Genomic DNA, 25,181 nt, shown 5'->3' on the forward strand with positions numbered 1-25,181 from the left:
TGAACTGCCCGCCCCCGACCCGGCCGCCTACGTCGCCGACCATCTGGCCGCAGCCCCCGCCCGCTACACCCTCCACGCCACCGTCCCCACCGACGCCCCCACCGTCCGCGCCCGCACCTACTCCCTCTCCGGCCGCGTCCACCCCCTCACCGAGACCACCAGCACCCTCGACCTCGCCGGCAACGACCCCCGCCGCATCGCCGAACAACTCCTCGGCATCGACCTCGGCCCCACCAACGCCATCACCGGCACCCCCGAACTCGCCCCCCACCTCGAACAGTTCGGACGGCGCCTGCTGCGCGCCGCCCGCGCCCTCGCCAGACCCGGCCCGCACAGCGGCGGCACGGGTGCAACAGACAGGGCGGCTCACGACGACTGTGCCGGGTAAGCGTGAGCACGTCCCCGGCACAAGGCTTCCGGCGGGCAGGGCCCTTGGGGCGGGAGTCCGGTAGTGACCTCCATGGCCCATCTCAGCCAGTCGTCCAGGACCCCGTCGTCGAGCCTCTCCTCTGCGAGGGCCGCCCAGCGCTTCCGCTCCTTGCCGGGAAGACGAGCTGCCGGGTGCCGGGCCGGGCCAGGGCCTCATCCATCCCCTCCGGCCCAACCCGCACCATCAGGCGCTCCTCGTACACCTTGGCCAGCGCATTGCCCCGCAGGAGGAAAGTGATCCCGCCGAACATCTTCTTTCGCGCTCGCCCGCTCCGGCTCCAGCCGCTCCTCGGCCCGCTCGCCAGCACCTCGCCGTACGCCCATGGCCCTCACGCCAACCGCCCCAGCGCACACCCGCGCGCCGACCGGCCGTGTCCGCACGCCGGATGAAGGCCGCGCTCCCGGCAGGCGTCACAACGGCGACGGCCGGGAACCGCAGCGGGCAGCCAGCCGAGCAAGGCACCGCGCGCCAACGCATGGCCATGGAAGCGCAGGCCAGCGGATTGTGCAGGTTGACCGATGCCCGGCAACGACGCTTTCAGACCGTGACGATGGCTCTACTTCCCCAGCCCCACGTTCCGAGGCCGTTGCCGCCTCAGGCGCCAGCCCTTAGGTGCACCCGCTTGTCAGCGGACAGCCTGCCGCTACCGCTGCCCTCGAAGGTGGAAGAGGACGTGCCACTTTTTCCTGTGCCGCAGGGGCTCTCGATCCTCTTCCACGACTCACCGCTGCCGCCGTACTCGAGGGCCATGTCCGGATTACGTGCGAGGAAACTGCCCCGGAGGCACTCGCCGTACAAGTACACGGTGAGCGAGTACCGGTCACTGCCGACGCTTGTCACCCTGACGTCGGCTCTCACGTCATACGAATTCGGCGAAAATCCGCTGGCGGGATGGGAGTAGTAAACGGTCCCACCAGCTGTGGCCGCAGCGGCTGAAGTAGGGTCAAACCCACCCATCACCATGGCCACCAAGGTGACCGTACAGGCCATCAGGCGTGCCCGCGCACGACTGCGCCCGCGCTGGCGAACAGCCGTATCTCCTGCTGCTGTACATGGTTGTGGTATCACTCCCCCTCCCAGGGACGATGAGCTGTGAAGAGCGGAAAGACCGCTCTGAAAGCTGGATTTCGGCCCAGCAGGTCCAGGAACAGCGCGATGATGCCCAGCAGTTCAAGGACATAACTGCATCACGGATTGGCGTTAACGGCGGGCTGACTCCTAGAAGCACGGCGGCAACGCTCAGTGCTGCCGCCGCCTGGCGTCAAGACACGTTCAGAGCAGCCCGGTAGGGCCTTCGATGAGGGCACCGAGTTCCGAGGAGATATCACTCGCTGCCTCTCCGGTCCCGGGTAGCACATCGCTTACGACATGCGGCAGATCGGACAGGAACGTCAGGCCCGCCGGGTCCGCCCATGCCGGTCCGGCAGAGCCACGGCCACCAATACGCCAGCCACAACCAGAAGACACAAACGCTTGAGCACAGCCACCCCCTAGGCCTTCTCCAGCCCGCCGATGCTGGGCCGGTACGGCTCTACCCCTCACGACGGTTCATACCAAGCGACTGATGCGACAACCCCACGAGGGGTAAGTGGGAACGAGCGTCCACACGGCTTGGCTCAGGCCGCACGATCAACGGCACCGGCCGTCCAGGGAGCGGGATCGCATCTCACCGAGCATACGGATCATTCTCTCCGTCCAGGCGACCGAACGGGCCGCCGTGGATTCAATGGCGGGAACGTTCGGATTGCCCCCCGAAGGTGGGGAGTGGCGTCAGGATAATGGGAAATAAATCTCGCTGTTTTCCAAAAAGTGAAACCTGCTGGCCGAACCCGGGCCGGCGAGGATGATCGCAGGGGATGCCGTGATGCAAGGCCGCCGAGTGTTCCGAAAGTCCACCGTACTCGCCATGACCATCATCGGCCTCGCATGCGCCCAGCCGTCCTACGCACAGGACCGCCTCCTGGGCCCTGCCAGCAGTGTCGAAGCCCTGACGCACAGTCCTTACCTCCCGTCGCCGCTGAGGCCCTCGAACTCTGTGGACGTGCTGCCCACGAATATCGCTGTGCCGCCTGTTCTCTGAGAGAGCGGCAGGCCCAGTGGGAACAGGCGGCCATAACCGCCAGCACCGCCCCAGAGCAACGGGCATCCGCCACCCCGGACCAACCGCCAGCACCCCGGCGCATGCACAGCAGACCGAAGAGAGCGGCACAGCCACCGCCGACCGCCGGACAGGAGGACACGACATGCCCGGGGCTCCTTCCCTCTTCAGACGAACAGCCCGCAGCATGGCCCGCCCCGCGGGGTGCCTGCTGGCAGCCACCGTTGTGGCGCTCGGCGGACTGCCCGCCCAGGAAGCATCCGCGGCAGTGCAGTCCTTCAGCGTCGGCTACGTCTCCAACGGGGGCGCGGGCCGCTACTACAGGGTCAGTCTCTCCGGCCGTGTCTACTCCATCGGGGAGAACCGCTACGGGATCGACGCCATCCTGCGGCCCTTCTGCAACGCCGAAGCCTTCCTCGGAGGCCGGGCCAAGGCAGCCGGGCAGTTCGGCTCCGACAGCGAGTCATGGCGGGCCTCCTGGCACTACTGCACGACGGAGCAGCCACAGACGTACCGGGTGGTTTCGGAAGGGGAACTGTCCCCGTCCGGACGTGTGCACGTACGGGCATGCGCATGGGGCGGGTTCATCCCGACCACCGGATGCGGCCCCTCCCAGATCCTGAACCTCCGCGCCACGGCATAACGCCCCCCTGGAAGGCCCGGGAGAGAACGACCTGCGCCGCGCAGAAGCCTGTATGCCCACAGAAGTGAGGCTCGGGCCCACAGCCATGCCGCTGACGGCCCAACAGCTTCTGACCAGCGAAGACAGACCGGCCGTTCCCAGATCACCCTCGACGCGTTCCGGCCCCGGAGCCCGCTCCCGCCCTGACCTGCGGTTGACGACTTTCACGCAAGCCCCGTCCCGGGCCCTCCACCTCACCTACGCAGACAGGCAGTTCACGTATGCCTCCCTGGGTGCAGGCAAGGGCGCGGTCCTCCGCGGTGACCATGACTCCGAGATCTGTGTGACCCCGGGAACGCACGCAACCGGGCCGGCGTCGTAAGCCTCGGCACGGCCGCGGAGGGCACCGACGCGGTAGACCTTGCGCTCGCCCTGATTTTCGAAGGCCGTGTCCACATCCGGCAAACTCCCGAATAAACAATCCCGTTCGAAGTATTGTTCGAGGCGGGGTCGTGAAGAACGAGCTCAGGAGAACGAGCTCAGGAGCCGGTCGGCCCGACCGGTGGCGGAGGCGGCTCCAGGGGCGGCGGTAGGGGCGAGTAGCGGGCCCGGTTGGCGTTGAAGTGGGCCAGGTGATAGGTCGCGCTCTCGAACTCCAGCTCCATAGGCGGAGGATCGGTGACCGGCGGGGCCCATCGAGTGTAGTCCGTGCCCTCGACCTCAACCTGCGTTTCCAGCCTCGGCGTGCCCCAGTACCGCACGTAGCTCTCCGCACGCTCTTCCGTCCAGAGCGGGCCACCACCGAGCGCGCTCAGCAGTGCTGAGCTGTACACGGCACGGACCCGAAAGTTCTCCAGGAACCGGCGCGGGATCACCATCGCGCTGTAGCGGCGGCTGTTGCCCCGACGCCGACCGACGACAGGCACGCTCGGGCTGCCTCCGTCCCACCTCAGCGGTGCGATCCAGACCTTGGCCCCAGGAGCGAAGTGCCGCAGTCCGGTACGGATCTCCAGTCCGCCGTCGCCATGGCTAGTCTCCCGCGCCACGTTAGCCACCACACAGAGGCCCAGCGATTCGGGGCCAGTCTCGTCCGTCATGGCCACCATCATGGTCGAGCGGTACCCGCCGCCCGGTACCGGGTTGCCGGGCGGGTGGCTCGGCACCGTTGATCACGTCGCGATCAGTGGTCGCCCGGATCAAATGAAGGTCGTGTCCAAGTCCCGCGAACTCCTGGATGAGCGATCTCATTCGACGCCAGACCATAAAGAAAAGCCTACGACCCGTTCCAAAACTCGGCGGCACGCCCATACGAGTCCCGGATCGGGCTATGTCAGTGGCTGGTGCCAGGATCCAAGGATGCTGATCAAGGGATACGACGACGGCCCGCTCGTTGCAGGCGAGTCACTGCTGCCTCGCCCAGGTTTCTGGTCGAACTACCTCATGGCGATCTGCGGCAATGAACCGGGGGCTTCGTACGTTCCGGAGTGGTTTGGCGATGACGGCGCCGATGCCGATGACTTGTCCGAGGTCCTCTTCGATCCCGAACGCTGGCCGGTCTTCCGGGCGCCGGCGCAGGGCGGTCCCGGAGTTGTGGTGATCTACCGCAACCTGCTCGGCGACTACGGCATTGACTACCTCCTCACCCATCCAGGCCGGAGTCACGCCCAGCACGTCGCCAGCTGGGAAGGCGACCTTTCGGGGACCGGGCTGTCGTGGGACGAACTGATCCGCATCGCCGACACCCCGGCCACGGGCGAAGGCGTCAAGGACTCGGCCGCCCGACTCCTGCTGGTCCTTCCCCTCCTGACCGACCCGGACCTGCCAGATACGGCCCCGGCAAGGCTCACCGCCGCCCTGAGTGAGGCTGGCGCGCCGCAAGACACTGCCTCCACCACGGCGGAGCACCTGCTTGCCCAGCTCACGAGAAGATCCCAACACGATCCGACGTGGGAGTCTCCTTTGAGTGGCGCCTGAGTGCCGATACGGGACTGGCGAAGGTTGGAGTGACTGTGAGCGCGCAGCGGCCGTCTGGGTGCTGTGCATACTTCTAGGATGACTGTCCCGCTCGCCGCCCGCATCCATCTGCTGATCACGCTGATGCTGGTGACCTGCGCGTCTGTGAGTGGCTTTGGCGTGGGTCTGCTCCTGGGCGGCCGGATGGCGGCTGTGGTTGCCGCGGGAGCGGCTGGGTTGGGGGCAGGGATCGGTTCATGGCTTGCTCGCCGGCAGTTCAGGGTCTGCGTCTCACGCGGCAATCAGCAGGCGTCGGCTGATGGATACGCGCAAGGCATTGCCGACGCGGTCATCTCCCATATCGCCATCTACCAGGCCGCGGTCTTCCCTCGTCCCCGGCGGCGTGAGTGAAGAGGAACGAAAGGCGCGCCGCACGCTCGCGTACCGAGTCTCTGCCTTCGACGCCCTGCCGCGCCCGGTACAGCTCGCCGCGGCCGCTGCGCTCGAAGCTATCGATCAAGGAACGGACGCCGAGCAGGTCGAAGCGGCGATGAAGGACCTTGCCCTTACGGCCTACGACCAGCGTTGCAGCCACTGAGCAGCCGTCTGGGTCTCCGGCAGACCTCTGGCCGGCCCGCGTAGCGCAGCGGCCTGGGCAACAGTGCCGGGGGCTGGCGTGACAATCAGGCTGGCAAGTCGTTCACCAAGCGGGTGCACAAAGTGCCACCGGGCCGCCGGACCACGGCCCGGAAGGCCACTCGGGTGATACATGCGGGACGTGGTGGCAGCGCGGAGGTTGGGTAATCGGTCGTGGCCGAGCGCCCCGCTCGGACCGTGCCGGTTCCTTCCCCGGTGACCGAGGGGGCCGCCGCCGTACGGCTGGGCTCAGCTGATGATGTTGTCGGGGGTGCCGAGCCAGACGTGCTGGCCCTCGGAGGTGACGGTCATCCCGGCCCGGTCGCGTTCCGGCCGGCCGCGCTCCTCCCAGAGCCGGAATGCCGCTTCCACCTCGTCCCACAGGCACCGTGGTCCGTACTGCTCGACGGCGAAGGTGTCGTGTCCGGGAAGGTAGTCCACCGATGCCCATGACTTCTGGTCGTCAGCGAGGAGCCACAAGGTGGCCTCGCCGCTGCCGTCGTCGGCCTCGACGGTCAGGGGCCTAGCATCGGGAAGGGCAAGGCCAATAGAGAATTTCGCTTCGTACTCGGCTTCCAGGTCCCTGGGCGAGAGCCTGGTGGTACTGCGGGTGACCTCGTCTCGGTGGTGGAGGAAGTCGCGCAGGTAGCCACGCGGGGGCCGGTTGGTTCGGGTGCGCATGAAGGCCGGGTAGCCCGTGAACCGGCCTTCGGCGATGCCGTCGCGGGTGTTGAGGACGGCGAACGAGTACGCGTGGTAGCTCCCGCCCCACGGGGCGACGATACGTCCGGCCGGGGTCTGCTCAACCCATGCGTAGGGGATTTCGGGGACGGTGAAGGTCGCGATCCACCGGTCGTACGGTGCGCCGTCGGGGTGTCCCTTCTCGGCGTCGCCGCAGATAACCTGTGGGGTGTATCCGGCTGCATGCAGGTTCTTGATCGCCTGTTCCACGATCGCGGCGTCGATGTCCATGCCGAAGACGTTCTGGGAGCCGAGCCGGTGTGAGAGCCAGGCCAGGTTGTAGCCCGTGCCGGCTCCGGCATCCATGACCCGGTGTCCTTCATGCACGTCCAGCAGCTGGAGCATCTCCAGCATGAGCGAGGGCATGGAGGACGAGGACGTCGGTAGCCGGTATGCGTCCTCGCCCAGGTCCTGGCCGTCGTTGAGCCGGGTGACGAGCGGCAGGTCGCCGTAGACCACGGTCAGCCACCGTTCGGGCCGGTCACTGCGCGAGAGTGGCCGGTCGTCGACCTCGATGGTCTCGGGCACGAACAGCTTGCGATCGACCGAAGCTACGGCGTCCTTCCATTCCGGGAGAACCGCCCCTTTGTTGGTGAGGATCTCCAGGAGCCGTTCCGGTGAGCTCATGCCGCCTCACTTCTTCTTGGGAGGATCGGTCACCGGTTTGTTCCACTGACCGTCCTTTTCCTTGTTGGACTGGTTCTTGTTGCCTTCCCCGCCGCCTTTGCCGTCACCATGCGTACCCATCGCCGGTGGTCCCTTCTGTCGAGCGGTGCTGTGTGGGCCAGGAAATTACAGAACGAGAGCCGTCAGCGGCGGATGGGACCACAGCACGCTTGCGGACATCACCAGCACCACGCCCGCCGACCTGCCCGCCACGGTCCGCACCAGCCCTACTACCGGTCACTCGGCGCCCTCCGCCACTGAGTGAGCGGCGCGCCTCCGCCGCCCTGCGGGCTCTGGCCCTGCGTTACACTGCCCGGCCCGACGCCGACGCGCTGCGGTTGGCCGCGGCAAAGGGCCGCGCACCCGGACAGCGAGTCGAGACCCAGCGGGAGTGCGGGAGCTGCGCGAACGCCAGGCGCACATCGCCGAGCGTGCCGCCTACCACCGGGAGCGCGAGAAGCAGTACCTCGCCATGGCCGCCTAATCCAACGTCCCCGCCGCACACATGCCCCCACCTGGAAGGAGCCCGTGGAGATCTCTGCCAAGGTCCAGCATCGGCACAACCACTGCGGCGCCCCGGGCGCGCGCTGGCCGTCGCCTTCAACGCCGACGGCGGCCCGGCGCGCGCGGCGCGCTCACGGGCGTCCAGCCATGCGACAACCGACCCTTCAGCCGCCGCGGCAAGGCTGGCGGCGAGGACCGGGTCGTCGGCGAAGTGCGGCAGCCGGACGGCGAGTCACGCGTGACGCTGCTGGAACGCGGCGACCTCGAATGGGCCCAGGTGGCAGCCGCGGGCGGTGGCCCGGGAGATCAAGGCCACGGACTCCCTGTCGTCGTCCGCCATCGCCCGCAGCACATCGGCGTCAGCCGTGGGCTCCGGCCGCGACCGGTCCCGCAACAGCGCCTTGGTCTCCTCACGGACCCGACTGGTGGTCTCGGCCGTGGTCCCCTGATCCGTCACCGTCTCGCCTCCGTCGCTGTGTGCTGCATCAGGATGGCACGGACTCGATCCTGTGCGCCGGACTCCGTCAAGCCGGGGTGCAGGAGAACATGCACCGACCACTGTCAACGAGCTGACCGGATCGGACGATACTGCCCGAAGGAGTGGTAGTGATGAGTCGAACAGGAGGCAGGCTCCGGAGCGTTGGTCCAACCACATGCAATAATCGTCTGCATGACGATAACGGTCTCGGATGTGATGCCCGCCGCGCGTGACATAGCTGCCAAGCTTGAGGTATCGGTGCGGCGCGTGATCGCCTTCAGCGCCTGTAGCGACTTCTCCACGTATGTAGATATCGATGGTGATGGCCTCCACTGGATCGTGGCGGAGCGGGCAGGCCGGGAGGTCAAGCGCCGCACCACTGACAGCATCGACGAGCTCATGCACTGGCTCGCCGTCGAGGTCACCTTCCAGATGGCTGGGGAGTGGGCGTGGGAGCAGCGGAGCCGCTTCCCCGAGCGTGAGGTCACCGGCACCGACCGACTGGCCAAGCAGGTCGAACTCCTGCGGCGCCTTGACGGCTCCTGGGCCGTGCAGGCCCAGGCGGAGTACGACGACGCATACTCACCCGCGTTCGGCTGACGGCATCAGTGACCAAGGGGCTATCGGCGAGCCGGCGCCACCGAAGAGGCCGTCGGTGTCTTGAACAAGCACGAAGGATTTTGTAGAAAAAGATGACTACACCTGCAGGTTTCCGCTTCCCGGTCAAGGGCGAGGTCGCCGTCTTCCGCGGTGAGCTCTACCGGGCCCGTGCCGCTGCGAGGCTGTGGCCGTGCGCCGAGCTGCTGCCCGAGCCGGGCCACCCCGCGCCCGACGGACTCACGCCGCGCGAGGCCGCCGACGGGTCGGTGGGATACCCGGTTGCGCCGGAGCGCCTGGACGCCTGGGATGCCGTGCACTGGTCGTTCCGCTGGCGCGGCGAGCTCTTCAAGTGCACCCGTGCCACGACCTCCGCCTACTCGGGCGACTATCTCGGCTCCGACGAACGCTTCGCCAAGGAACACCTCAAGCGTCTGGCCGTCACTTACTACGGCGTCTTCCCGCGTGACGAGGTCACCGAGCTGAAGATGCACCGTAAGGACTTGATCCAGCCCCTGCACGCCCTGGTGCGGCGTCTGGACGAGGTCGACCACTTCCGCCCCAAGGCCTACGCGGTCCACCACGGCCGGACGTACCCGGCCGCTGCCGAGGCCGACGCCTCGGGCCTCATCGCCCTGACCGCCGGGGACGACCGGCCCGATGATCTCATCGCCGACCCCGAAGACCCGAGCGGCGAGCGCTTCCTGGCCGCCCCGGAGCAACTGGACGCCTGGTACCGCACCCACTGGACTTTCTGCTGGCAGCGCGGCCCCTTCGACGCCGTCGGGACGGTGGACGGCAGGATCAAGGGCGTCTACACAGGGGGCAGCTGGGGCTTCGCGGACAGCTGGCAGCTGACCCACGAGCCGGAGCCCAACGGGGCGTATACCCGGTACACGGTCACGGCGGGCCTCAAAGGCGTCACCGACCTCGAACACCAGCGCACCGACCTGATCGCGTTGGCAGGAGCGCCGCTGGATCTGCAGATGGGCGAACGGGTGTACCGATTCATTCGCGACCGCCAAACCGAGGATGAGAAGCAACGCCCGGAGGGGTACGACTGGGAGGTAGGGCGCGAGCTTTGGAGCCTCAGCCGGAACTACGCCAACGCCGTGCAAGCGGGCGACACGGGTGAAGCCGGCCGGCTTCTCGGCGCGCTCATGGCCAAGGCCGACCAGTGGAAGAGTCATCCCCACCACGCGGTCGTCTCCGCTGGCGTCCCCATCCCCTGAGCTGCGGTGGCATCTCGGTCTCTGCTGCGCCACCGGCTGGTACGCGCCAGCGATCCGCCGCCGCCGCATCCGGGCAGTCGCACCCATTCCTGGGAAGTGAGTGCCGCTGCCCTGTACTTGGCCCCGATTGTCGCAGTCGAGCTGGCCGTCGAGCAGAGCGCCCCCTGATCGGATACGCCGTCCTCAAGCACGGCTGTCCGGTCCCCATATGCAGGCGTGCGCCACAGGGCGTGACCGTCAGCCGCAACGGCACGGCGAGCGGCCGTTTCGTCCACACCGCCAGCTACATGTGGCTGCGCTCGCACCGCGGCCCCAACGGCAAACCGCCACAATTGGGCGAACCCCGCTGCTCCGCTTCAACGGCCGCACCCAATCAGGTCCTCGACGACAGCCTGCACGCCACCTTTGCCATCGGCCTGCAGATCCCGGGCCTGACCATGCGGCGAGCCGGCGCTGGAGATGACCGGCGCATCCTGCTGTGGGATGGTCACGAGTCGTTCGCCTCCGTGTACTGCGAAGGCTGGAATGACCCCGACGCCGTTCTCCAGCAGGGGCCCCGGTCCCTGTGGTCGGAGATCACCAGCGCCCGCACATGGTGGGAAGAGACGGGAAGGCCCGAACTGACCCGCTTCGGGGTATCCGTCGACGGTGCGGGACGCCATCATGTCTGGCTCGACTCACCCGACACGGTGGTGAGATCGCCAAACATGGTCCGGTCCCACACGTAAACGCGGTGAGGCTCTGCTTCGGGGGCCCGGCTCAGCGGGCCCACGGCGAAGCCATGGCGGGTCTGGTACCGCTCAGGCTGTTGGGCTGTCGAGGAGTGCGAGGAGCCTCGTGAACGGTGAGGTCGGGGATGACGTGGTCGGCTCCTGCGTCCTTCAGGCTTGAGGCTGTGGTTGTCCCGGAGGCGAGAGCGATGACCCTGGCACCTCCCTCGATGCCGGTGCGGACGTCCTGGAGCGAATCTCCGATGATGACCGTGTTGTTCCGGGTGAATTCCTGCCCGTACGCCGCTTCGGCTCGCTGTTGGGCGATGCGTACCAGTGCCGGCCGGTGGGCGTCGTCTGAGGCATAGCCTCCCAAGTCCGTGTCGAGGTATCCGGTCAGCCCGAATGTCTCCAGCTTGATCTCCGCGCTGCCCCTGAGGTTGCCGGTGACCACGGTCGGGATGAGGTGGGGGGCCTGGTGTACTGCGCGGAGCGCCGCCACCGCTCCTGGCATCAGGCGCCCGTTTGTGCGGAGCTCCGCTTTGTGACGGCTGAGCTGCGCCGGCATCTTGTCGGTGATCTGTGTGACGAGCTGGTCGGCTGCAGGGCAGTCGTTGGTGAGGAGGAGCTCGCGGACCGCGGCGGGCATGGTGACGCCGGTGCCTCGTTCCGGCAGCACCTGTGGCGGATGGCCTATGACCTCTTCAAAGATCTCGCGGTAGACGAGCCGGTCGGTATCGCCAACGTAGAGGAGGGTCCGGTCGATGTCCCACAGCACCAAGATCATCGGGTGGTTCGTTCCTTTATGACGGTGCGCCCGCGTTCCAGGAGGGAGCGTGCCGGGGCGGTGGTGTTGTATCGGCGTGCTTCTTGGAGCATGGAGTGGAGGTGTTCGTCCAGGCGTGCGGAATGGATGCCGTCTACCAGTGTCAGGACTTCCTGGCCTGTGGCGCAGCCGGCATCGACGTCTCCCGCTCGCATCTGAGCGGTGGCGGCGCGGGAGAGGAACTGGGCCCGGGTGCGGATGTCGTCCTGGTTGAGGGCTCCGCGCGCTTCAGCGAAGGATGCGGCCGCTTTGGCGGGGCGGGCGAGTTCCAGGTAGCAGCTGCCTCGCTGGCCGAGGATCTCACCCTTGTTGATCCAGTAGAGCCAGTGAGGATCGTGTTCTCCCGGGCCTCGCATGCGCCACTCTTCCGCTTCGTCAAGGGCAGCGAGGGCGTGCCGGTCTTCGCGTAGGCGGGCGTGTCCGCGGGCTTGGCGGGTCAGGAGCATGGCGTGCAGGGCGGGTGAGTCCTGGTCGCTGATGCTCGTGCGGGCAGTGCGTGCGGCAGTGATCGCGTCGCGTGGGTCCCCGACGGAGTAGCTGTGGGTGGCCAGGAAGGACAGGGCGGCGGCTTTGAGGCGGGAGTCGCCGGATGCGTGAGCCGCTCGCAGGGCGCCAAGGAGAAGGTGCTGTGCTTCGGTGTGCGTGCCGCTGTCAAAGGTGTACCAGCCGGTCTGGATGGCGGTGTCCGCGGTCACTGCGGCAAGTCGGCGTCCCATTTTTTCGTCGTAGGTTCCGTGTTTCACCAGCCCGAGGAGCACCTTCAGGTGTGCCCGGGCATCGCCGTAGAGGGCGGAGACGACGAGGGTCTGCGGTCCTTGACCGGAGGCGTTGGTGTACTGGCCGGCGGCTCCCTTCATGTTCCGTTCGTTGCCGTCGCTGCGCTTGCCTGCTATGCCGTTGTCCAGCATTCGGCTGAGGTCTTTCTCGATGGTGTAGTCACCGCCCAGAAGAGAGGACGGCACGGAGAGCCGGTATCTCGTGGGAGAGCTTTCCCTGTTGCGTGAGTCGCCGCGGTCGGCTCCGTTGGGGGCCGGAGTCGATGTCCGGGCCGGCTGGTCATTCCCGCCGAAGGCCAGGAGAACGAGCGTGCCCAGAGCAACGACACCGGCCAGTGCTCCGACGACGATTCCGGTGATCGCCCAAGGCCCGATCTTGCGGGGTGCTGGTGCGGCCGGCGGCGGTCCCCACATGACGGGCTGCGGGTGCGTCGGCCACTGCTGCGACGCGCCATAGGGCGGAGATGGGGTCCGGGGCGCCTGGTCGGGCGGCGGAGTCGTCATTGGATCGGCTGTCCTCTCAGAAACTTGGCGCTTCATCGTGTGGTGCCCTGGGTGTCATCGTTGCTTGTCAGTACAGGCCAGACGACACGATCAGACGATCTCCCAGTCCAGTTCTCCGTCATCGACGTTCCGCTCGTAGTAGTGGAGTGCGTTGCCGGTTTCCAGGGTCGAGGCAACCTGGGCGAACAGTTCCGGGAGCGAGGACCACATCGGGTGGGGGTCAAAGCGGCAGCCGTCCTCATGACAGGCGTCGCCGATCCTGCCGAACTGGTCAATCACCAGGTGGTTGCCGCTTCCATCACTCGCGAAGGGGACCCAACGGCGGTCCCACCACGGCCCGAACTCCGCAGCAGGGTCATCGTGGACATCGTCCGCATCGCTCCCGGCGATCTTGGTGCGCAGCGCCCAGGTGTCAGCGATCTCCTTGGCGCTGAGGAGATGCCATCCCGAAGGAAAGAGCGTCCGGAAGTCCGTTCCGTCATGGCGCAGCAGGGACTCGGCCAGCGGTGCGGGCAGCGGCATACCGATCACCTTCTCGGTCGCGGTACGTGCTGCCGGGTCGGCAGGGGAAGCCAGGTCGGCGTAGGTGACTGGAGCATGCTGAGCCAGCCACGTCTCTATCCGCGACCAAGATTCGGCAAATGGAAGAAGTCATGAGTGGATGCTGTCAGACCCGCGCCGCCCAGCCGGAGCAGACGTTGTCGGCGTGCCAGTGTCCCAGCGGCGCTCACCCGTCGCTGCCCCGGCCGGGCCCGGCTAGGTGAGCGGGATCTGCAGCAGCCATGCCGACGTGTGCCCGCTCCCGCGCGCGACCCGTACGTGCTTGAGTCAGCCCGCCGCCACCAGTCAGCTGTTGCTGTCCTTCGACTTCGCGTGGCGCATCGCCTCCGGCTGCCACACCGACACGTCTGGCTTCAGGCTGTTGCTCCACCTTCGGAAGGGACGTGCTTGTCCACAACGCCGAAGCAGCCGTTCTGTTCGACCCGGTGCGCTGCAACGTCATGAGGTGGATGCTCTCCCTGCCCCCTCACGAAGGCAGCCGACCGCGGATGCCTGACCGGCACGCCACGTGCCCCGTCGCCCTCTCCCGACTCCGCAGCGTCCTGTTCGAAGGCCCGTGCCATCAAGGCCTGAGGCGGATCGAAACCGGAGTCCCGGCCAGTGATGACCTGTCAGCCCTCGATCAGGGCACTCTTGCCCCCTCCATCCACCCCGGCGGAACCCGGCGCCTGATGTACCGGCCGAGCCTGAACCAGACCGGGATGCTGAATGCAGCAAGCCTGCGAGCCCTTGGCTTCCATCGGCGTCCGCGCGCTCTTCCTACACTGGACCCCTCAGAAACACCTACACATTGCCGGACAAACTGCCCGACACGCTCCAGAGTGCCGCATGGCTACCGGGCAAGAATCGCCGTCCGGGTCCCGGTAACCCCTATACCCCACACCTACGGCACCACAGAGTCAGGATGACCGCCCTCTGGGCGGGGTCAGGCGGCCTGGCCGAAGCCGGCCGCGGCCAGGCCCTGCTCGCGCAGCAGGGCTTTTGGACTTCGGTCCGAGACCCATTCGCACTCCTAGCATCAATTCCTTCAGGCCATCAATACCCCGGGATGCTCGCGGAGTTAGCCAAAGGCGGGCTGGATGGGCGATGACGCGTCAGTCGACACGGTTCATTCGCCCGCGGTGTCCTCGGACTCCCAGCGCAGCAAGTCGCCCGGCTGGCACGTGAGTACCTCGCAGAGCGCGGCGAGCGTCGAGAAGCGCACCGCCTTGGCGCGGCCGTTCTTGAGTACGGCCAGGTTGGCGGGCGTGATCCCTACACGGTCTGCGAGTTCGCCCACGGACATCTTCCGTCTGGCCAGCATCACGTCGATGTCGACGACGATCGGCATCAGATCACCTCGTCCAGCTCGGCCTGCATCTGCGCCGCTTCGGCGTCGCGGGCGACGGCCTGGGCGAGCAGCATCCGCAGCACGAGCACGATGAGCGCGACTCCCAGGATGGCCACGCCGATACCGCCCATGATGAGGGTGACGCCCGGGTCGTCCCGCTGGCCGGGCGCGTTCAGGGCCGTGACCGCGAACCATAGGAGAGCAGCCGCAACAATCGCGCCGATGATGACGTCCACGTACCGGAAGGCGGCGTGGGAGAACACGGTTCCGCGCCGCACCATCGTTACAAGCCGCCATACACAGACCAGGGCGACCTGGGCCGCCCCGATGCCCAGGATCGTGATCACGCGCAGCGATGTCAGCGGGAGCGACCCGTCCTCCGGGTCGCTCCCGCTGACCAACACCCACACCATCAACGCCTGCACGCACACGGTGCCGGTGAGCACCACCACGAGCACGGTACGCAGCGCGCGCACTGCCAGCTTTCCCATCGCTCATCCTCCCATCGAACTACGACAGAAATCTATCGAATGTCGATAGATTGAGCAAGAAGGGTGAGCCGGAGAGCGGCTGCAGCCTCGCTGCATGACATGGTCCCTCCATCCCCTCCTACGACATCGCGTGACCCGACGGCTTCCGACCTTGACCAAACCGACCCGCCAAGCCATTCACCGGACACCACACAACGACGCCAAAATCTCGTCCACCCCCGCGCACGTGGGGAGCACCCCCTTGGGGAGGGCATCGCGGAAACTCCCGTGATACCACCCGCATAACGCTGTATCCCTGGACGAGGACAGGGCAGGTCCCGTCCGAAACCGACAACGATTGCGAAGAACCACACGCTGAGGACCGAGATCCAGGAGTTCCTCGACCAGGGATGGAGCCCCGAGCAGAGCTCCGGGTACCTGCGCATGACGCACGCCGGCGGCAGCCTCATGACGGTGGCGCACGAGACGGTCTACCGCTCGTTGTATGCGGACGGGAGTGACGAGCCGCGGCGCGCGGCGAAGAAGACGCTCCGCTCCGGGCAGTCGCGGCGGCATCGGCGGATCACCAAGCCGGTGTGCGTCAGGCCGGTGCGTCCTGGGCGAAGTGCTGGAGGAGGCCTCAGCCGAGTACCCGGGGCACCAGTCATTCGCACCGTGCTGGAAGGGCCCGGGCGCACCGGGTGCTGCTCGACCAGGTGGCCGGGGCCGGCCTGCTGGTGCTCGGCGTCGGCCCGGCCGCAGGACCTGCTCGGCCTGCATCTCGGCCGCCACGCCGCTCTGCACCGGGCCGCCTGCCCGGTCACGGTGGTACCTCACCGGTGAACCGCCTGCGCCACGGAGCTACGGAGCCACGAAGCCACGACGGATCGCGCAGCGGCCGGGCGGTGTGTCCCGGTGTGGTGACGCACGCGAGCGGTGGGATCTTCCGCGAATCCTGCCGGGCATCGCCCAGGCGGGAGGGCACGGAGTGCCGGGCCGGGTTGCAGTGCCCTCGACGGGATCGAGCCGCCGACCGGGGCGGGCCGGTCGGCGGCAGTGCGGAGGGGGCGGGAGCGAGGGGGTCAGGGCTCAGTAGTGAGGGCGGGCCAGAGGTTGGCGGCGGTGAGGGGCCGGGCCAGGCGGCGTGCCCAGTGGGTTTCGTCGCCGTCCTCGTCGCGCCAGGACCACAGGCGGGTGGTGGCGAGGTGGAGCGGGTTGAGCCGGGTGGTGCCGATGGCGCCGTGGAGCTGGTGGGCGATGCGGGCGATCTCGGCGGCGGAGGCGGATGCCTGGGTCTTGGCGGCGGCGACGGCGAACCGTGCGGCCGGGACGCCGGTGTCCAGCGGTGCGGCGGCGGCCTGGACGGCGGCGCGTACCAGGGCGGTCTCTTCGATCAGCCGTGCCTCTTCCTGCTTGACGGCCTGGAAGCGGCTGAGCGGGCGGCCGAACTGGGTGCGGGCGGTGGTGTGGGCGACCGTCAGTCCGACGCAGCGTTCGGCGGCTCCGGCGATCAGGGCCGATCGGGCCAGGGCCGCGCGGAGCCCGGCTTCCTCCAGCAAGTCCGGAGGAACCCGCCGGACCTGTGAGGCGGGGATCTCGAGGGCGGCGAGGTGCAGGTCGTCGCGAGGTTCCCCGGCGAGGTTGGCACCGGGGGTGAGGACGGCCTGGTCCGGGGTGAGGGTGAACAGGACGGGGCCGAAAGGGGCGGTCGCCAGGACGACCACGGCGCCGGCGGCGCGGGCCCAGGGGACGCGGCGCAGAGTGCCGGTGACCAGCAGGGCGTCGTCGTCGCCCGAGCAGCCGGCCGAGCCGACGCCCGAGGCGGCAGGGTGGGCGTAGCGGATCGTCAGGTCGGGGGCGAGAGCGTAGCTGAGCGGGCCGTCCGGGATGGGGAGGCGGGCGCGCCGCAGCAACGGGCGGGCGACCAGGGCGGTTTCGGCGAACGGGGCGGGGACGGCGCGGCGACCTGCTTCCTGGGCTGCGGCGAGGAGTTCTGCGGTGGAGGCGTCCGGGTGCGGGAGGGCCACGGCATCTGCCGCGGTGGTGTGGGCGACGACGGCGATGGCGTCGGGGTCGGCGTAGAAGACGGTGGCGTCGTAGGCGTCGGCGCAGATGACAGGGGCGCTGGTGTCGATCGTGTGGGCGTTCATCAGTGCTGCTCCAGACCACGGGTGATGATGCCGCGAAGGATTTCGTTGGTGCCGCCGCGCAGTGTGTATCCGGGGCTGTGCAGCAGGGCGAAGGCGAGGAGTTCGGGGTGACTGCCGGGGGTGGCGTGCGGGTCGGCCGGGGTCGGCAGGACGCTGCGGACGGTCTCGGTCAGCGTGCCTTCCAGGCGGGTGCCGAGGTCCTTGACCAGGGCGGCCCGGATGTCGGCCGGGGCTCCGGCGTCCAGTGAGGCGGCCACGCCGAGGGAGAGCCGTCGGATGCTGTGCAGGCGGGCGGTCAGGATGCCGACATGGGTGAGCTGCTCGGCCGTGACGGAGCGCTGTTCGAGTTCGCGGAGCAGGGAAACCAGCAGGGGAAAGGTGGACAGGTAGCGTTCCGGGCCGCTGCGTTCGAAGGCGAGCTCGCCGGTGACCTGCTTCCAGCCGTCGCCTCGCCGCCCGAGCAGCATGCTGCCGGGGAGTTCGACTCCTTCGAGGTGGAGGGCGTTGAAGCGGTGCTCTCCGCTCATCAGCCGGATCGGCTCGATCCGCACGCCCGGGGCGCGCAGGTCGACGATGAACTGGCTGAGGCCGGCGTGCTTGTCCTCGGTCTCGTCGGTACGGGCCAGCACGATGGCGTAGTCGTTGGCGTGGGCGCCGCCGGTCCACATCTTGGTGCCGGTCAGCCGCCAGCCGCCGGTGGTGGTGCGTTCGGCGCGGGTGGCGACCGAGGCGAGGTCGGATCCGCTGCCCTTCTCGCTCATGCCGATGGAGAAGAAGCACTGCCCGGCGGCGATCCGGGGCAGGAAGAAGCGGCGCTGCTCGTCGGTGCCGTGCTCGAGGACGGACGGGCCGGCCTGCCGGTCGGAGACCCAGTGGGCACTGACCGGGGCGCCGGCGGCGAGCAGTTCCTCGATCACCACGTAGCGCTCGAGGAAGCCGCGTCCGGCGCCGCCGTACTCGGTGGGCAGGGCCATGCCGACCCAGCCGCGCTCGGCGAGGCGGCGGCTGAAGCCGGGGTCCCAGCCGGCCAGCCAGGAGTCAGGACGGCCGAGCACGGTGCCGCGGGCGCGCTCCTCGTCGAGGAAGGAACGGACCTCGGTGCGGAGCTGGCTGGCCGATTGAGGCAGGATGACATCGGGGAATGCGATCGGTGAAGGTGTCGCAGGAGACATGGATGATTCGCTCCCGGGTTGGTGAGTCGGTCGGGGCATTTCTTTTCGCTACGGAGATCGGTCAGCCCGTGGGGTTGGGGTGCAGCAGGGAGGGGTCGAAACCGACCTCGCGGAGCACCTCGTCGGTGTGCTGGCCGAGGCCCGGGCAGGGCCGTAGCTCGGGCTCCCGGTCGGCCGAGTAGCGGACCGGCCGGCCGATCACCCGGTACGGGCCTTCGGTGGGGTGCTCGGCCTCGCGCAGCAGGCCGCCCTCCTGGGCGTAGGTGCTGGTGGCGGCGGTCTCCAGGTCGAGCACGGGGGCGGCGGCGATTCCCGCCCGGTTGCAGAACTCCTGCCATGCGGCGCTGGTGTGACGTGGTGTGAGCTCCGCGAGCAGCGGATAGAACGCGTCGGCGTTGCGGGCCCGGTCGGGGCCGGTGGCGAAGCGCGGGTCGTCGGCCAGGTCGGGGCGGCCGACGAAGGCGGTGAAGTCCCGCCAGTTGCGGTCGCTGTGCGGCAGGATACACATCCAGCCGTCCGCGGTGCGCTGTGCCCGGCGCTGCGGGCTGAGCGAGCGGGCCGAGCCGAACGCCCCGTCGGTCTCCAGGGCAGCCGCACCCAGGTGCTCGACCAGGTTGAAGGCGAGCATGGTGTCGGCCATGGGGACCTCGATGTGCTGGCCGGTGCCGCCGTGTTCCCGGTAGTGCAGCGCGGCGAGCACCGACAGCGCGATCTGCATGCCGCAGACTTTGTCGGCGAGGACGGTGGGGACGTAGTGGGGCCGGCCGGAGACCTCGTGGTTGAGCCAGACCAGGCCGCTGGCCGCCTGGATGACGTCGTCGTAGGCGGCGTGGGTGCCGTAGCGGCTGTCGCTGCGGAATCCCTGGGCGTTGGCGTAGATCAGGCCGGGGTTGACGGACGCGACGTCGTCGTAGCCGAGGCGGAGCTTCTCCAGGGCCTGAGGGCGCAGGTTGGTGATGAAGACGTCGGCGGTGCGCAGCAGGGCGAGCAGGGCATCGCGGCCGTGCGGGGCCTTGAGGTCGATGACGGCGCTGCGCTTGTTGCGGTTGAGGTTGAGTGCCGTGCCCCCCATGCCGGGGTGGCGCCGCGGCGGGTAGTGGCGCGTCATGTCGCCCGCGGGCGGCTCGACCTTGATCACATCCGCGCCGAGGTCGCCGAGTTGCTGGGCGGCGTACGGGGCCATGATCACGCCGGCCAGCTCGACGACGCGAACTCCGGCGAGGAGTCCTCGGCCGGACGGGTCTGACGGACCGGACGGGTCTGACGGACCGCTTGGCTTCTCGGCCGTCTTCCGGCTCTCGGCCGTCTTCCGGTTCTCGGCCGTCTTCCGGTGGGACATCTTGCGGTGCCTCCTGGGGTATCTGGTGGGGCGGACGAACGGTGGGGTGGGCAAGCAGTGGGGCGGTACGGGCAGCGGGGCGGTACGGGCATCGGCCGGGCGCTTGGTGCTGTTGCCGGGGCGGCGGCTCACTGGCCAGGTGAAGAACGGCGGTGGTGAGGCGGAGTCCGGGCCGGAAGACGGTTGCGGTGGTGCCCGATGTGAGTCGAGGGACGTGGCCTAGCGCCACTGGAGCGCGGCGGACCCGAGCGGGGAACGCCGGCCGGGCTGGGGAACGGTGCGCCCGCTGTACGCGAACGGTGTCGCCGGTTCGGTGAGCGGGCCGAAGTCGGTCCGGGTGGTCGACAGCGCGGCGAACGGTGCGCGTCCGGGCCGGGGCAGGCCGAGGACGTCCTCCCGCGCCAGCAGCCCGAGTTCCTGCACCCAGTGACACACCCCTGCCAAGGTCACGCGGATCCGCCATGAGCCGCCCTCCGCCGCGCGTCGGCGCAGGACCGTGGCCACGGCGGCGGCCCCGAGGTAGGCGGCGAGGTAGTCATTGAGGAGGTACGTCGGCGGCAGCGACGGCCGGTCCGTCCACTCCTCGACGGCAAATCCGGTTGCCGAGCAGGCGAGTTGGTCGAATCCACCGCGTTCGCCCCAGGGGCCGTCGGCGCCCCAGGCGTGGTATTCGAGGGTGATGAGTCCGGGGCGGCGCCGGACGAGTTCCTCGGTCGACGCCCCGTGCCGGGCGAGTCCCCGGTAGGCGTGCACGAAGACGTCCGCTTCCCGGAGCGCGTCATGGAAGGCCGCGCGGTCGTGAGCGTCACGCAGGTCGCAGTAGGCGTTGCGCTTGCCGCCGCCGGTCATCGCGATCATCGGGATCGGGTCGGGGCGGTCGGGGCGCGTCAGGTGCAGCACGTCGGCGCCGAACTGGGCGAGGAGCCGCGCCGCGACGGGACCTGCGATGACATGGGTGAGATCGAGCACCCGTACGCCCGTGAGCGCCTCATCCGCCTCACCGATCGGCTCCAGGGGCCGGGCCGGACCGTCACCGACGCGTTCGATCTCGACGACAGGGCGCTGCGCGAGATACCGCCCTGCGGGGTGGGCGAGCCACTCGTCCCGGCTGCGGACCGCGCAGGCGACGCCGCCCCGCGCGCAGATGGCCTCCTCCAGCGTGAACGCGTCCCAGTCGGCGGTGGCCCGCGCGATCCCCACCTTGTCGGATCCGCACCTCAGCACGGAGTGGACCGCGTCCCGCAGGTGGGGATAAGTGGTGATGATGAAGATCCACCGGCCGTCGCGCGCCCGGTAGAAGTCGTTGTTGCCGAGCAGCGCCGGATCGTCCAGCAAGACGCCGATCGGTCGCCCCGACAGCGTCGTGTGATGCGTCGCCATGAGCTGGTCGATCGCAGCGCCGGCTTGCACCTCCACCCTCTGGTGCCGGTGACCGCGCTGTTCGCCGAGCATCGCCGTCTGCCGTCCGAAGACACCGATCGCGGCGGACATGGCATCGGCGAGGCGGTGCACCGAGGGCACCAGGGGATCGGCTCCGACGACGGTGATGTCCTCGGCGCCCCGGGACGGATCGGCGTCGCCGAGGGTGTGCAGCAGCCGGGAGATGATCTCGCCGGAGGGTGCCGGCGGCGCCGGCTCGCTCGTGGTCAGCGTGTTCGAAGTCATGCCCGGATGTTCGTTCCCGCCACTGCACGAGCGCCCGGATTCACGGATATCCGTGAATCGATGCGGACGTCACGTCCGGCTCTCCTGGAGGTGCGCGAGCAGCCGGGCCGCCGCCCGGTCCAGGCGCAACCGCTCCGAGCGGCCACGACGCCGGTGTATGAGAGCGAGGGCTCCCGTGATGACGGGGCCGTCGGTGACGGGGATCGCGAGTGCGCTGACCTCAGGGTCGGCCAGACCCTCGCTGCGGCTGATCCGCGACGCGCGGATCGCCGGAAGAGCGGATCGGAACTCGGCGACCCCTTCGGGGTCGTCGCGGGCCAGCTCGTCGAGCAGCCCACGGCGCTCCGCCTCGTCGGTGAAGGCCAGCAGCAGACGGCCCGCGGCGGTACGCAGCAGCGGCCGGGCCACATGCCGGTCGGCGAGCGGCACGAGGCGGGGAACCTCGTCCTCGCCGCCACGCGCGACGTACACGGCGTCAAGCCCGACCCTCACCGTGAGCAGCACCGGCGCACCCGCGACACGGCTCAGTTCGCTGAGCTCGGCCTGACTGATCCGCGGGACGACCCGGCCGGCGATGAGGTTGAGGACGTGCGGGGCGGGCCCGAGCCTGAAGCGCCGGTTCTGTTCCAGCAGAAAGCCGGTCGCGACGAGGCCGTTGACCAGATCCTGCACAGAACTCGCCGGCGCCCCGACCGTCCGCGCCAACTCGGCCACGGTCACCCCGCCCGGCGCCCGCGCGGCGGCCTCCAGGATCCACACGACCCGGTCCACCGTACGGTGACGCCGCCGTCGACCGTGCTCGCTCATCCCGCCCCACCTTGTCCTTTTGTCCTTCTCATGCATCGCCGACCGCTCGCGCCGACACGGCCCGCCGATCCTTTCCCGCACCACCCCGACGAGCAAGTCGGCCCCGGTCTTGCCGACGCCACCGGCCCCGCTGATGCCGATCGGCCATCCCGGCGGCTTGCGCGGAAGAAACCGTGGCTGGTGGCCCAGGCCCGGCACTCCGGGGCGTACGGCTTCGCGGCGACCGTCATCGACCACCCCGGGCACGGTGACCGGCGGCAGGTGGCCAACGGGAACTTGTGGAAACTGTCCAAGGGGGCGGCGGCCCGGCGGGACCTGCCGGAATGGTACGGGCCGTGGAAAACGGTCTACGAACGTTCCGACGATCGGTCGGCGAACGGTACCTGGGCCGGTCCACCTGGCCTGCGACGGACACAGCCGGCCGCCGGCCTTCACCGTCACCAGTGGGAACGTCAACGACTGCAGCCGGGCCGGCGCCGAGCTCTGGCCACTGCTGGCGCACAGACCCGCTGTCGTCAGGCCCGTCGCCACCGCGCAGGGCGGCTTTTGGTGTGGCATCGGGGCGTCAGCTCTTCACTGCGCGGCGTTTATTGAACCACTCGCGTTGTCCGGTGACGGAGGACAGGATCCCGTAGTCCTCTTGGGTCACCTCATGGAAGGTATCGACCATGAAGGGCCTTCCCTCCGGAGGCCATCGGTAGGCGCGCAGCCCACCGCCCATGTCCAGCGCCATACCGCTGGGGTAGACGTCCTGGCGGGCCCCTTCGACGGCCGGTAGCTCCTTGAGCAAGTAAAGGTCCGTATGAGCTCGTAACAGGATCTTCTAGGTTGGCCCAGGGTGAATCGGTCGGGAGAGATCTTCGAATGGTGCAAGCTGACGAAGCGATCTTCCGGGCTGCTACTCGCTCGGTCGCTTTCCGTAATAGCGGCTGACTGTCCGGGCCAGCTTCCGCTGGATTACGCGCAGCATCCTGATCGTCGCCTCGTCATCGCGCCCCGTGGTCGTTGACCATTCGACGCCCGAACCAGCGAGGTCGCTGACGAAGACGATCTCCGTAGCCAGAAGTGTCCGCGCCCAGTCCGCTGCGTTGAGGGGGGCGTCTTCGCGGAGCGCGTTCCGGAGCCTACGGCCCTGGTCGAGTAGGTCCTGTGCGCCGCCGAACCCCATGCCGACCGCGAGTTGATCGCTGCAGTGCGCGGGTCCGCCCCATTCCAGGAGTGCACGAGTCAGCAGTTCGACCTCGTCCTGGGTCAGCAGCTCGCTCGCTCTCACCATGCCGTGCGACACAGGTGCATCCTTCCCCATAGTCCGCCGATGTGGTCGGGCCCGGTGCCGCCCAGACGGACGCCACGGACGCCACGGTCCACCGGATCCGGGATGGCATTTGCCGTCGCATCCGGTCTGGTCCGGTCTGGATTTTCACTCAGCCCTCAGGTGGTCACGCTACCTGTCTCTTGAACCGGCGCCAGCAGATGATGCTGCAGGCCGGCGAGACGAAGGCGTCGTGGAGTGCGAGTCGTCGTTCCCAGCGGACGGCGAGGCGTTTGGACTGGTGGAGTAGTGCGAAGGTCTGCTCGACGACGAATCGGAGCTTGCCCAGGCCCTTGATGTTCGGGGATCCCTTGTGGGAGATCACCGGCAGGATCCCGGCGGCGACGCGGTTCACGCCGCACAGTCTTCGAGTCGTACGCCTTGTCGCCCAGAACACACTCGGGCCGCCGTCGCGGTCAGCCGGGTCGCCCGGCGACGGGCGCGATGCCGTCGGCCAAGGGGAGCGCCTGAGTGATGTCGTTGAGGTTGGCGGCGGTCGTGATGCCGTGGAGCGGGGGACCGCGTCCGTCGCAGATCAGGTGGTGTTTGCTGCCCGTCCTCCGCCGGTCGACCGGTGACGGACCGGTTGCGGCTCCCCCTTTTTCGCGCGCACGTGGGAGCCGTCCACGCACGCGCGAGTCCGGTCGAGTGCGCCGGCCGCGTTGAGCGCGGCGAGCAGGAGACGGTGCAACTGCTCGAAGGCCCCCTGCCTTCTGCCAGCGGTCCAGGCGCCGCCAACAGGTCTGACCGGATCCGAATCCCAGCTCCAAGGGCAGCAGTTGCCAGGCAATGTCTTGATGCGGGACATAGAGAATGCCCTGCAGACACAGCCGATCCGGAACCGGTCTCGGCCCAGGTGAACGCTCCGGCCACGGCGACAGCAACGGTTCGATCAGCACCCACAAGCCATCGTCCACGATCCACGGCCGAGTCGTCACACACCACGAACGGTCGAATCCTCAGAGCGGTCACGCCCGGCCAGGGCACTTCGGCAAGATCCTGTTACGAGCTCTATGAGCGTGGATCCGAATTCCGCTGTCCATGGTCAGCAGCCATCATCTGAATCCGTTCTTGGGAATCCCGCCGGAATCCGCCGCGCCCCCCGGCCTCCCAACCGGCCCGGGTGAGACACCGGCCCTGGCGTGCCGCCGCCGTGAGGACTGGCCGCTGTCCGGCGGGCTGCCAGGCGCAATACCCCTGCCAGCGGGTTCGCCGAGGTCCTCAGACCGGACCCGGGCACCCGCCTCACGCAGGCAGCCGGGCCAAGGCCGGGTGTGGGTGGGCGCAGCGCGCGAGTGTCGGCGGTTTGGCCGCTGGCGGATGTCTCACTGATTCCGGGGCTGTTGTGCTCGGCGAACGGTTTTTCGGGCGCTGGATTCAGTGGGAGTCACGCCAGACGTCCGTCCCGCTGCCACCAACGGCCCCGGCGGCCACCCCATCCGTTGGTCCCGCGCTCCACAGCCGTCCGCACCGCCGCACCCGGCAGGTTGAAGGGCGGTCAACGCCCTGGGACCGGCATGTCATGCAGGCGGGCGAACCTCCTGCAGCGTGGAACTGAGCATTCAGTTGGCCACACGGCCCAACTCCGGTTGTCTGGTCGTG

The 25,181-nt window shown here is 68.7% G+C and carries 24 protein-coding genes and 2 pseudogenes; 9 read left to right on the forward strand and 17 right to left on the reverse strand.

Translation table 11 applies throughout. The annotated features are described in order from the left end of the window. On the forward strand, positions 1–388 hold a 388-nt coding region (locus tag B7P34_RS37450), incomplete at its 5' end, for a hypothetical protein (RefSeq protein WP_223267761.1). An 82-nt stretch (positions 389–470) separates the two neighbouring features. Here the strand turns inward: B7P34_RS37450 and B7P34_RS39705 are convergent. Next, positions 471–680, reverse strand: coding sequence for a TfoX/Sxy family protein (locus B7P34_RS39705; protein WP_223267762.1), 210 nt, complete (start codon positions 678–680; stop codon positions 471–473). A 1,993-nt stretch (positions 681–2,673) separates the two neighbouring features. Here B7P34_RS39705 and B7P34_RS12000 point away from each other — a divergent pair. Beyond that, on the forward strand, positions 2,674–3,171 hold the full coding sequence (locus B7P34_RS12000; protein WP_146166799.1) for a hypothetical protein: 498 nt from the start codon (positions 2,674–2,676) through the stop codon (positions 3,169–3,171). Between the two features lie 518 nt (positions 3,172–3,689). Here B7P34_RS12000 and B7P34_RS12005 read toward each other — a convergent pair. Beyond that, complete coding sequence (locus B7P34_RS12005; RefSeq protein WP_146166800.1) at positions 3,690–4,076, reverse strand: hypothetical protein; 387 nt, start codon at positions 4,074–4,076, stop codon at positions 3,690–3,692. A gap of 169 nt (positions 4,077–4,245) precedes the next feature. Between B7P34_RS12005 and B7P34_RS12010 the strand changes: the two genes are divergently transcribed. The 3 genes from B7P34_RS12010 (at position 4,246) to B7P34_RS36730 (ending at position 5,701) form a co-directional block, all read left to right on the forward strand. Further along, positions 4,246–5,124, forward strand: coding sequence for a hypothetical protein (locus B7P34_RS12010; protein WP_223267763.1), 879 nt, complete (start codon positions 4,246–4,248; stop codon positions 5,122–5,124). 78 nt (positions 5,125–5,202) lie between these two features. Next, positions 5,203–5,514, forward strand: a complete 312-nt coding sequence (locus B7P34_RS12015) for a hypothetical protein (RefSeq protein ID WP_106675843.1) — start codon at positions 5,203–5,205, stop codon at positions 5,512–5,514. Next, positions 5,507–5,701 (forward strand): hypothetical protein, encoded by a 195-nt coding sequence (locus B7P34_RS36730; protein ID WP_146166801.1) that lies wholly within the window; start codon positions 5,507–5,509, stop codon positions 5,699–5,701. Before B7P34_RS12015 ends, B7P34_RS36730 begins: the two co-directional genes overlap by 8 nt. A 287-nt stretch (positions 5,702–5,988) precedes the next feature. Here B7P34_RS36730 and B7P34_RS12020 read toward each other — a convergent pair whose 3' ends face one another. Together B7P34_RS12020 and B7P34_RS12025 are read right to left on the reverse strand one after the other, a co-directional pair. Then, positions 5,989–7,107, reverse strand: a complete 1,119-nt coding sequence (locus B7P34_RS12020) for a methyltransferase domain-containing protein (RefSeq protein WP_106675844.1) — start codon at positions 7,105–7,107, stop codon at positions 5,989–5,991. A 775-nt stretch (positions 7,108–7,882) separates the two neighbouring features. Further along, positions 7,883–8,107, reverse strand: a complete 225-nt coding sequence (locus B7P34_RS12025) for a hypothetical protein (protein ID WP_106675845.1) — start codon at positions 8,105–8,107, stop codon at positions 7,883–7,885. A 213-nt stretch (positions 8,108–8,320) separates the two neighbouring features. On the opposite strand from B7P34_RS12025, the gene B7P34_RS12030 reads away from it, so the two are divergent. The 3 genes from B7P34_RS12030 (at position 8,321) to B7P34_RS12040 (ending at position 10,685) form a co-directional block, all read left to right on the forward strand. After that, a complete protein-coding gene (locus tag B7P34_RS12030; protein ID WP_106675846.1) occupies positions 8,321–8,728 on the forward strand; it encodes an Imm63 family immunity protein in 408 nt (135 codons plus the stop codon). A gap of 92 nt (positions 8,729–8,820) precedes the next feature. Continuing rightward, positions 8,821–9,957, forward strand: coding sequence for a hypothetical protein (locus B7P34_RS12035; protein WP_106675847.1), 1,137 nt, complete (start codon positions 8,821–8,823; stop codon positions 9,955–9,957). Between the two features lie 230 nt (positions 9,958–10,187). Next, positions 10,188–10,685, forward strand: coding sequence for a hypothetical protein (locus B7P34_RS12040; protein WP_106675848.1), 498 nt, complete (start codon positions 10,188–10,190; stop codon positions 10,683–10,685). 31 nt (positions 10,686–10,716) lie between these two features. Here the strand turns inward: B7P34_RS12040 and B7P34_RS12045 are convergent, their stop codons facing one another. The 10 genes from B7P34_RS12045 to B7P34_RS12090 all read right to left on the reverse strand — a co-directional run bounded on the left by B7P34_RS12045 (position 10,717) and on the right by B7P34_RS12090 (position 22,267). Next, positions 10,717–11,454, reverse strand: coding sequence for an HAD family hydrolase (locus B7P34_RS12045; protein WP_106675849.1), 738 nt, complete (start codon positions 11,452–11,454; stop codon positions 10,717–10,719). After that, positions 11,451–12,455 carry a hypothetical protein gene (locus B7P34_RS12050; RefSeq protein ID WP_223267764.1) on the reverse strand — a complete coding sequence of 335 codons (1,005 nt, stop codon included), beginning with the start codon at positions 12,453–12,455 and terminating at the stop codon, positions 11,451–11,453. The genes B7P34_RS12045 and B7P34_RS12050 overlap by 4 nt, the downstream gene beginning before the upstream one ends. Before the next feature lie 408 nt (positions 12,456–12,863). Continuing rightward, entirely contained in the window at positions 12,864–13,394 is a 531-nt protein-coding gene (locus B7P34_RS12055; RefSeq protein ID WP_106675850.1) for an SMI1/KNR4 family protein, read from the reverse strand. Positions 13,395–14,442: 1,048 nt separating this feature from the next. After that, a complete protein-coding gene (locus tag B7P34_RS12060) occupies positions 14,443–14,664 on the reverse strand; it encodes a helix-turn-helix domain-containing protein (RefSeq protein ID WP_106675851.1) in 222 nt (73 codons plus the stop codon). Next, the gene (locus B7P34_RS12065; RefSeq protein WP_106675852.1) at positions 14,664–15,155 is read right to left on the reverse strand and encodes a DUF2975 domain-containing protein; all 492 of its coding nucleotides are present in this window, start codon (positions 15,153–15,155) and stop codon (positions 14,664–14,666) included. The genes B7P34_RS12060 and B7P34_RS12065 overlap by 1 nt, the downstream gene beginning before the upstream one ends. Before the next feature lie 1,061 nt (positions 15,156–16,216). Further along, positions 16,217–17,284 carry an acyl-CoA dehydrogenase family protein gene (locus B7P34_RS12070; protein ID WP_106675853.1) on the reverse strand — a complete coding sequence of 356 codons (1,068 nt, stop codon included), beginning with the start codon at positions 17,282–17,284 and terminating at the stop codon, positions 16,217–16,219. After that, positions 17,284–18,456 (reverse strand): acyl-CoA dehydrogenase family protein, encoded by a 1,173-nt coding sequence (locus B7P34_RS12075; RefSeq protein WP_106675854.1) that lies wholly within the window; start codon positions 18,454–18,456, stop codon positions 17,284–17,286. Before B7P34_RS12075 ends, B7P34_RS12070 begins: the two co-directional genes overlap by 1 nt. Positions 18,457–18,517: 61 nt before the next feature. After that, complete coding sequence (locus tag B7P34_RS12080) at positions 18,518–19,795, reverse strand: CaiB/BaiF CoA transferase family protein (RefSeq protein ID WP_106675855.1); 1,278 nt, start codon at positions 19,793–19,795, stop codon at positions 18,518–18,520. A 219-nt stretch (positions 19,796–20,014) separates the two neighbouring features. After that, positions 20,015–21,460 carry a CoA transferase gene (locus tag B7P34_RS12085; protein WP_106675856.1) on the reverse strand — a complete coding sequence of 482 codons (1,446 nt, stop codon included), beginning with the start codon at positions 21,458–21,460 and terminating at the stop codon, positions 20,015–20,017. A 69-nt stretch (positions 21,461–21,529) separates the two neighbouring features. After that, positions 21,530–22,267, reverse strand: a complete 738-nt coding sequence (locus B7P34_RS12090) for a helix-turn-helix domain-containing protein (protein ID WP_189382707.1) — start codon at positions 22,265–22,267, stop codon at positions 21,530–21,532. A 249-nt stretch (positions 22,268–22,516) separates the two neighbouring features. On the opposite strand from B7P34_RS12090, the pseudogene B7P34_RS39900 reads away from it, so the two are divergent. Next, positions 22,517–22,736: pseudogene (locus B7P34_RS39900) on the forward strand (transposase); the annotation flags it as partial. Between the two features lie 96 nt (positions 22,737–22,832). Here B7P34_RS39900 and B7P34_RS37455 read toward each other — a convergent pair. The 3 genes and pseudogenes from B7P34_RS37455 to B7P34_RS12105 form a co-directional block, all read right to left on the reverse strand. Continuing rightward, complete coding sequence (locus tag B7P34_RS37455; RefSeq protein WP_189382715.1) at positions 22,833–23,057, reverse strand: hypothetical protein; 225 nt, start codon at positions 23,055–23,057, stop codon at positions 22,833–22,835. A 108-nt stretch (positions 23,058–23,165) separates the two neighbouring features. Further along, positions 23,166–23,555 carry a hypothetical protein gene (locus B7P34_RS12100; protein ID WP_223267766.1) on the reverse strand — a complete coding sequence of 130 codons (390 nt, stop codon included), beginning with the start codon at positions 23,553–23,555 and terminating at the stop codon, positions 23,166–23,168. Between the two features lie 151 nt (positions 23,556–23,706). Further along, positions 23,707–24,499: pseudogene (locus B7P34_RS12105) on the reverse strand (IS5 family transposase). Positions 24,500–25,181 lie beyond the last annotated feature (682 nt).

This window comes from Streptosporangium nondiastaticum (assembly GCF_003011965.1).
In the GTDB taxonomy this organism is placed as follows: domain Bacteria; phylum Actinomycetota; class Actinomycetes; order Streptomycetales; family Streptomycetaceae; genus Streptomyces; species Streptomyces nondiastaticus.

Excerpts from the sequence above, each read along its gene's own strand:
- B7P34_RS12015 (WP_106675843.1), top strand. The coding sequence starts at position 5,203 with ATGACTGTCCCGCTCGCCGCCCGCATCCATCTGCTGATCACGCTGATG.
- B7P34_RS12075 (WP_106675854.1), bottom strand. The coding sequence starts at position 18,456 with ATGTCTCCTGCGACACCTTCACCGATCGCATTCCCCGATGTCATCCTG.
- B7P34_RS12030 (WP_106675846.1), top strand. The coding sequence starts at position 8,321 with ATGACGATAACGGTCTCGGATGTGATGCCCGCCGCGCGTGACATAGCT.
- B7P34_RS12045 (WP_106675849.1), bottom strand. The coding sequence starts at position 11,454 with ATGATCTTGGTGCTGTGGGACATCGACCGGACCCTCCTCTACGTTGGC.
- B7P34_RS12090 (WP_189382707.1), bottom strand. The coding sequence starts at position 22,267 with ATGAGCGAGCACGGTCGACGGCGGCGTCACCGTACGGTGGACCGGGTC.
- B7P34_RS12010 (WP_223267763.1), top strand. The coding sequence starts at position 4,246 with ATGGCCACCATCATGGTCGAGCGGTACCCGCCGCCCGGTACCGGGTTG.
- B7P34_RS12070 (WP_106675853.1), bottom strand. The coding sequence starts at position 17,284 with ATGAACGCCCACACGATCGACACCAGCGCCCCTGTCATCTGCGCCGAC.
- B7P34_RS12080 (WP_106675855.1), bottom strand. The coding sequence starts at position 19,795 with ATGTCCCACCGGAAGACGGCCGAGAACCGGAAGACGGCCGAGAGCCGG.
- B7P34_RS39705 (WP_223267762.1), bottom strand. The coding sequence starts at position 680 with ATGTTCGGCGGGATCACTTTCCTCCTGCGGGGCAATGCGCTGGCCAAG.
- B7P34_RS12085 (WP_106675856.1), bottom strand. The coding sequence starts at position 21,460 with ATGACTTCGAACACGCTGACCACGAGCGAGCCGGCGCCGCCGGCACCC.
- B7P34_RS12000 (WP_146166799.1), top strand. The coding sequence starts at position 2,674 with ATGCCCGGGGCTCCTTCCCTCTTCAGACGAACAGCCCGCAGCATGGCC.
- B7P34_RS12065 (WP_106675852.1), bottom strand. The coding sequence starts at position 15,155 with ATGGGAAAGCTGGCAGTGCGCGCGCTGCGTACCGTGCTCGTGGTGGTG.
- B7P34_RS12020 (WP_106675844.1), bottom strand. The coding sequence starts at position 7,107 with ATGAGCTCACCGGAACGGCTCCTGGAGATCCTCACCAACAAAGGGGCG.
- B7P34_RS12060 (WP_106675851.1), bottom strand. The coding sequence starts at position 14,664 with ATGCCGATCGTCGTCGACATCGACGTGATGCTGGCCAGACGGAAGATG.
- B7P34_RS12035 (WP_106675847.1), top strand. The coding sequence starts at position 8,821 with ATGACTACACCTGCAGGTTTCCGCTTCCCGGTCAAGGGCGAGGTCGCC.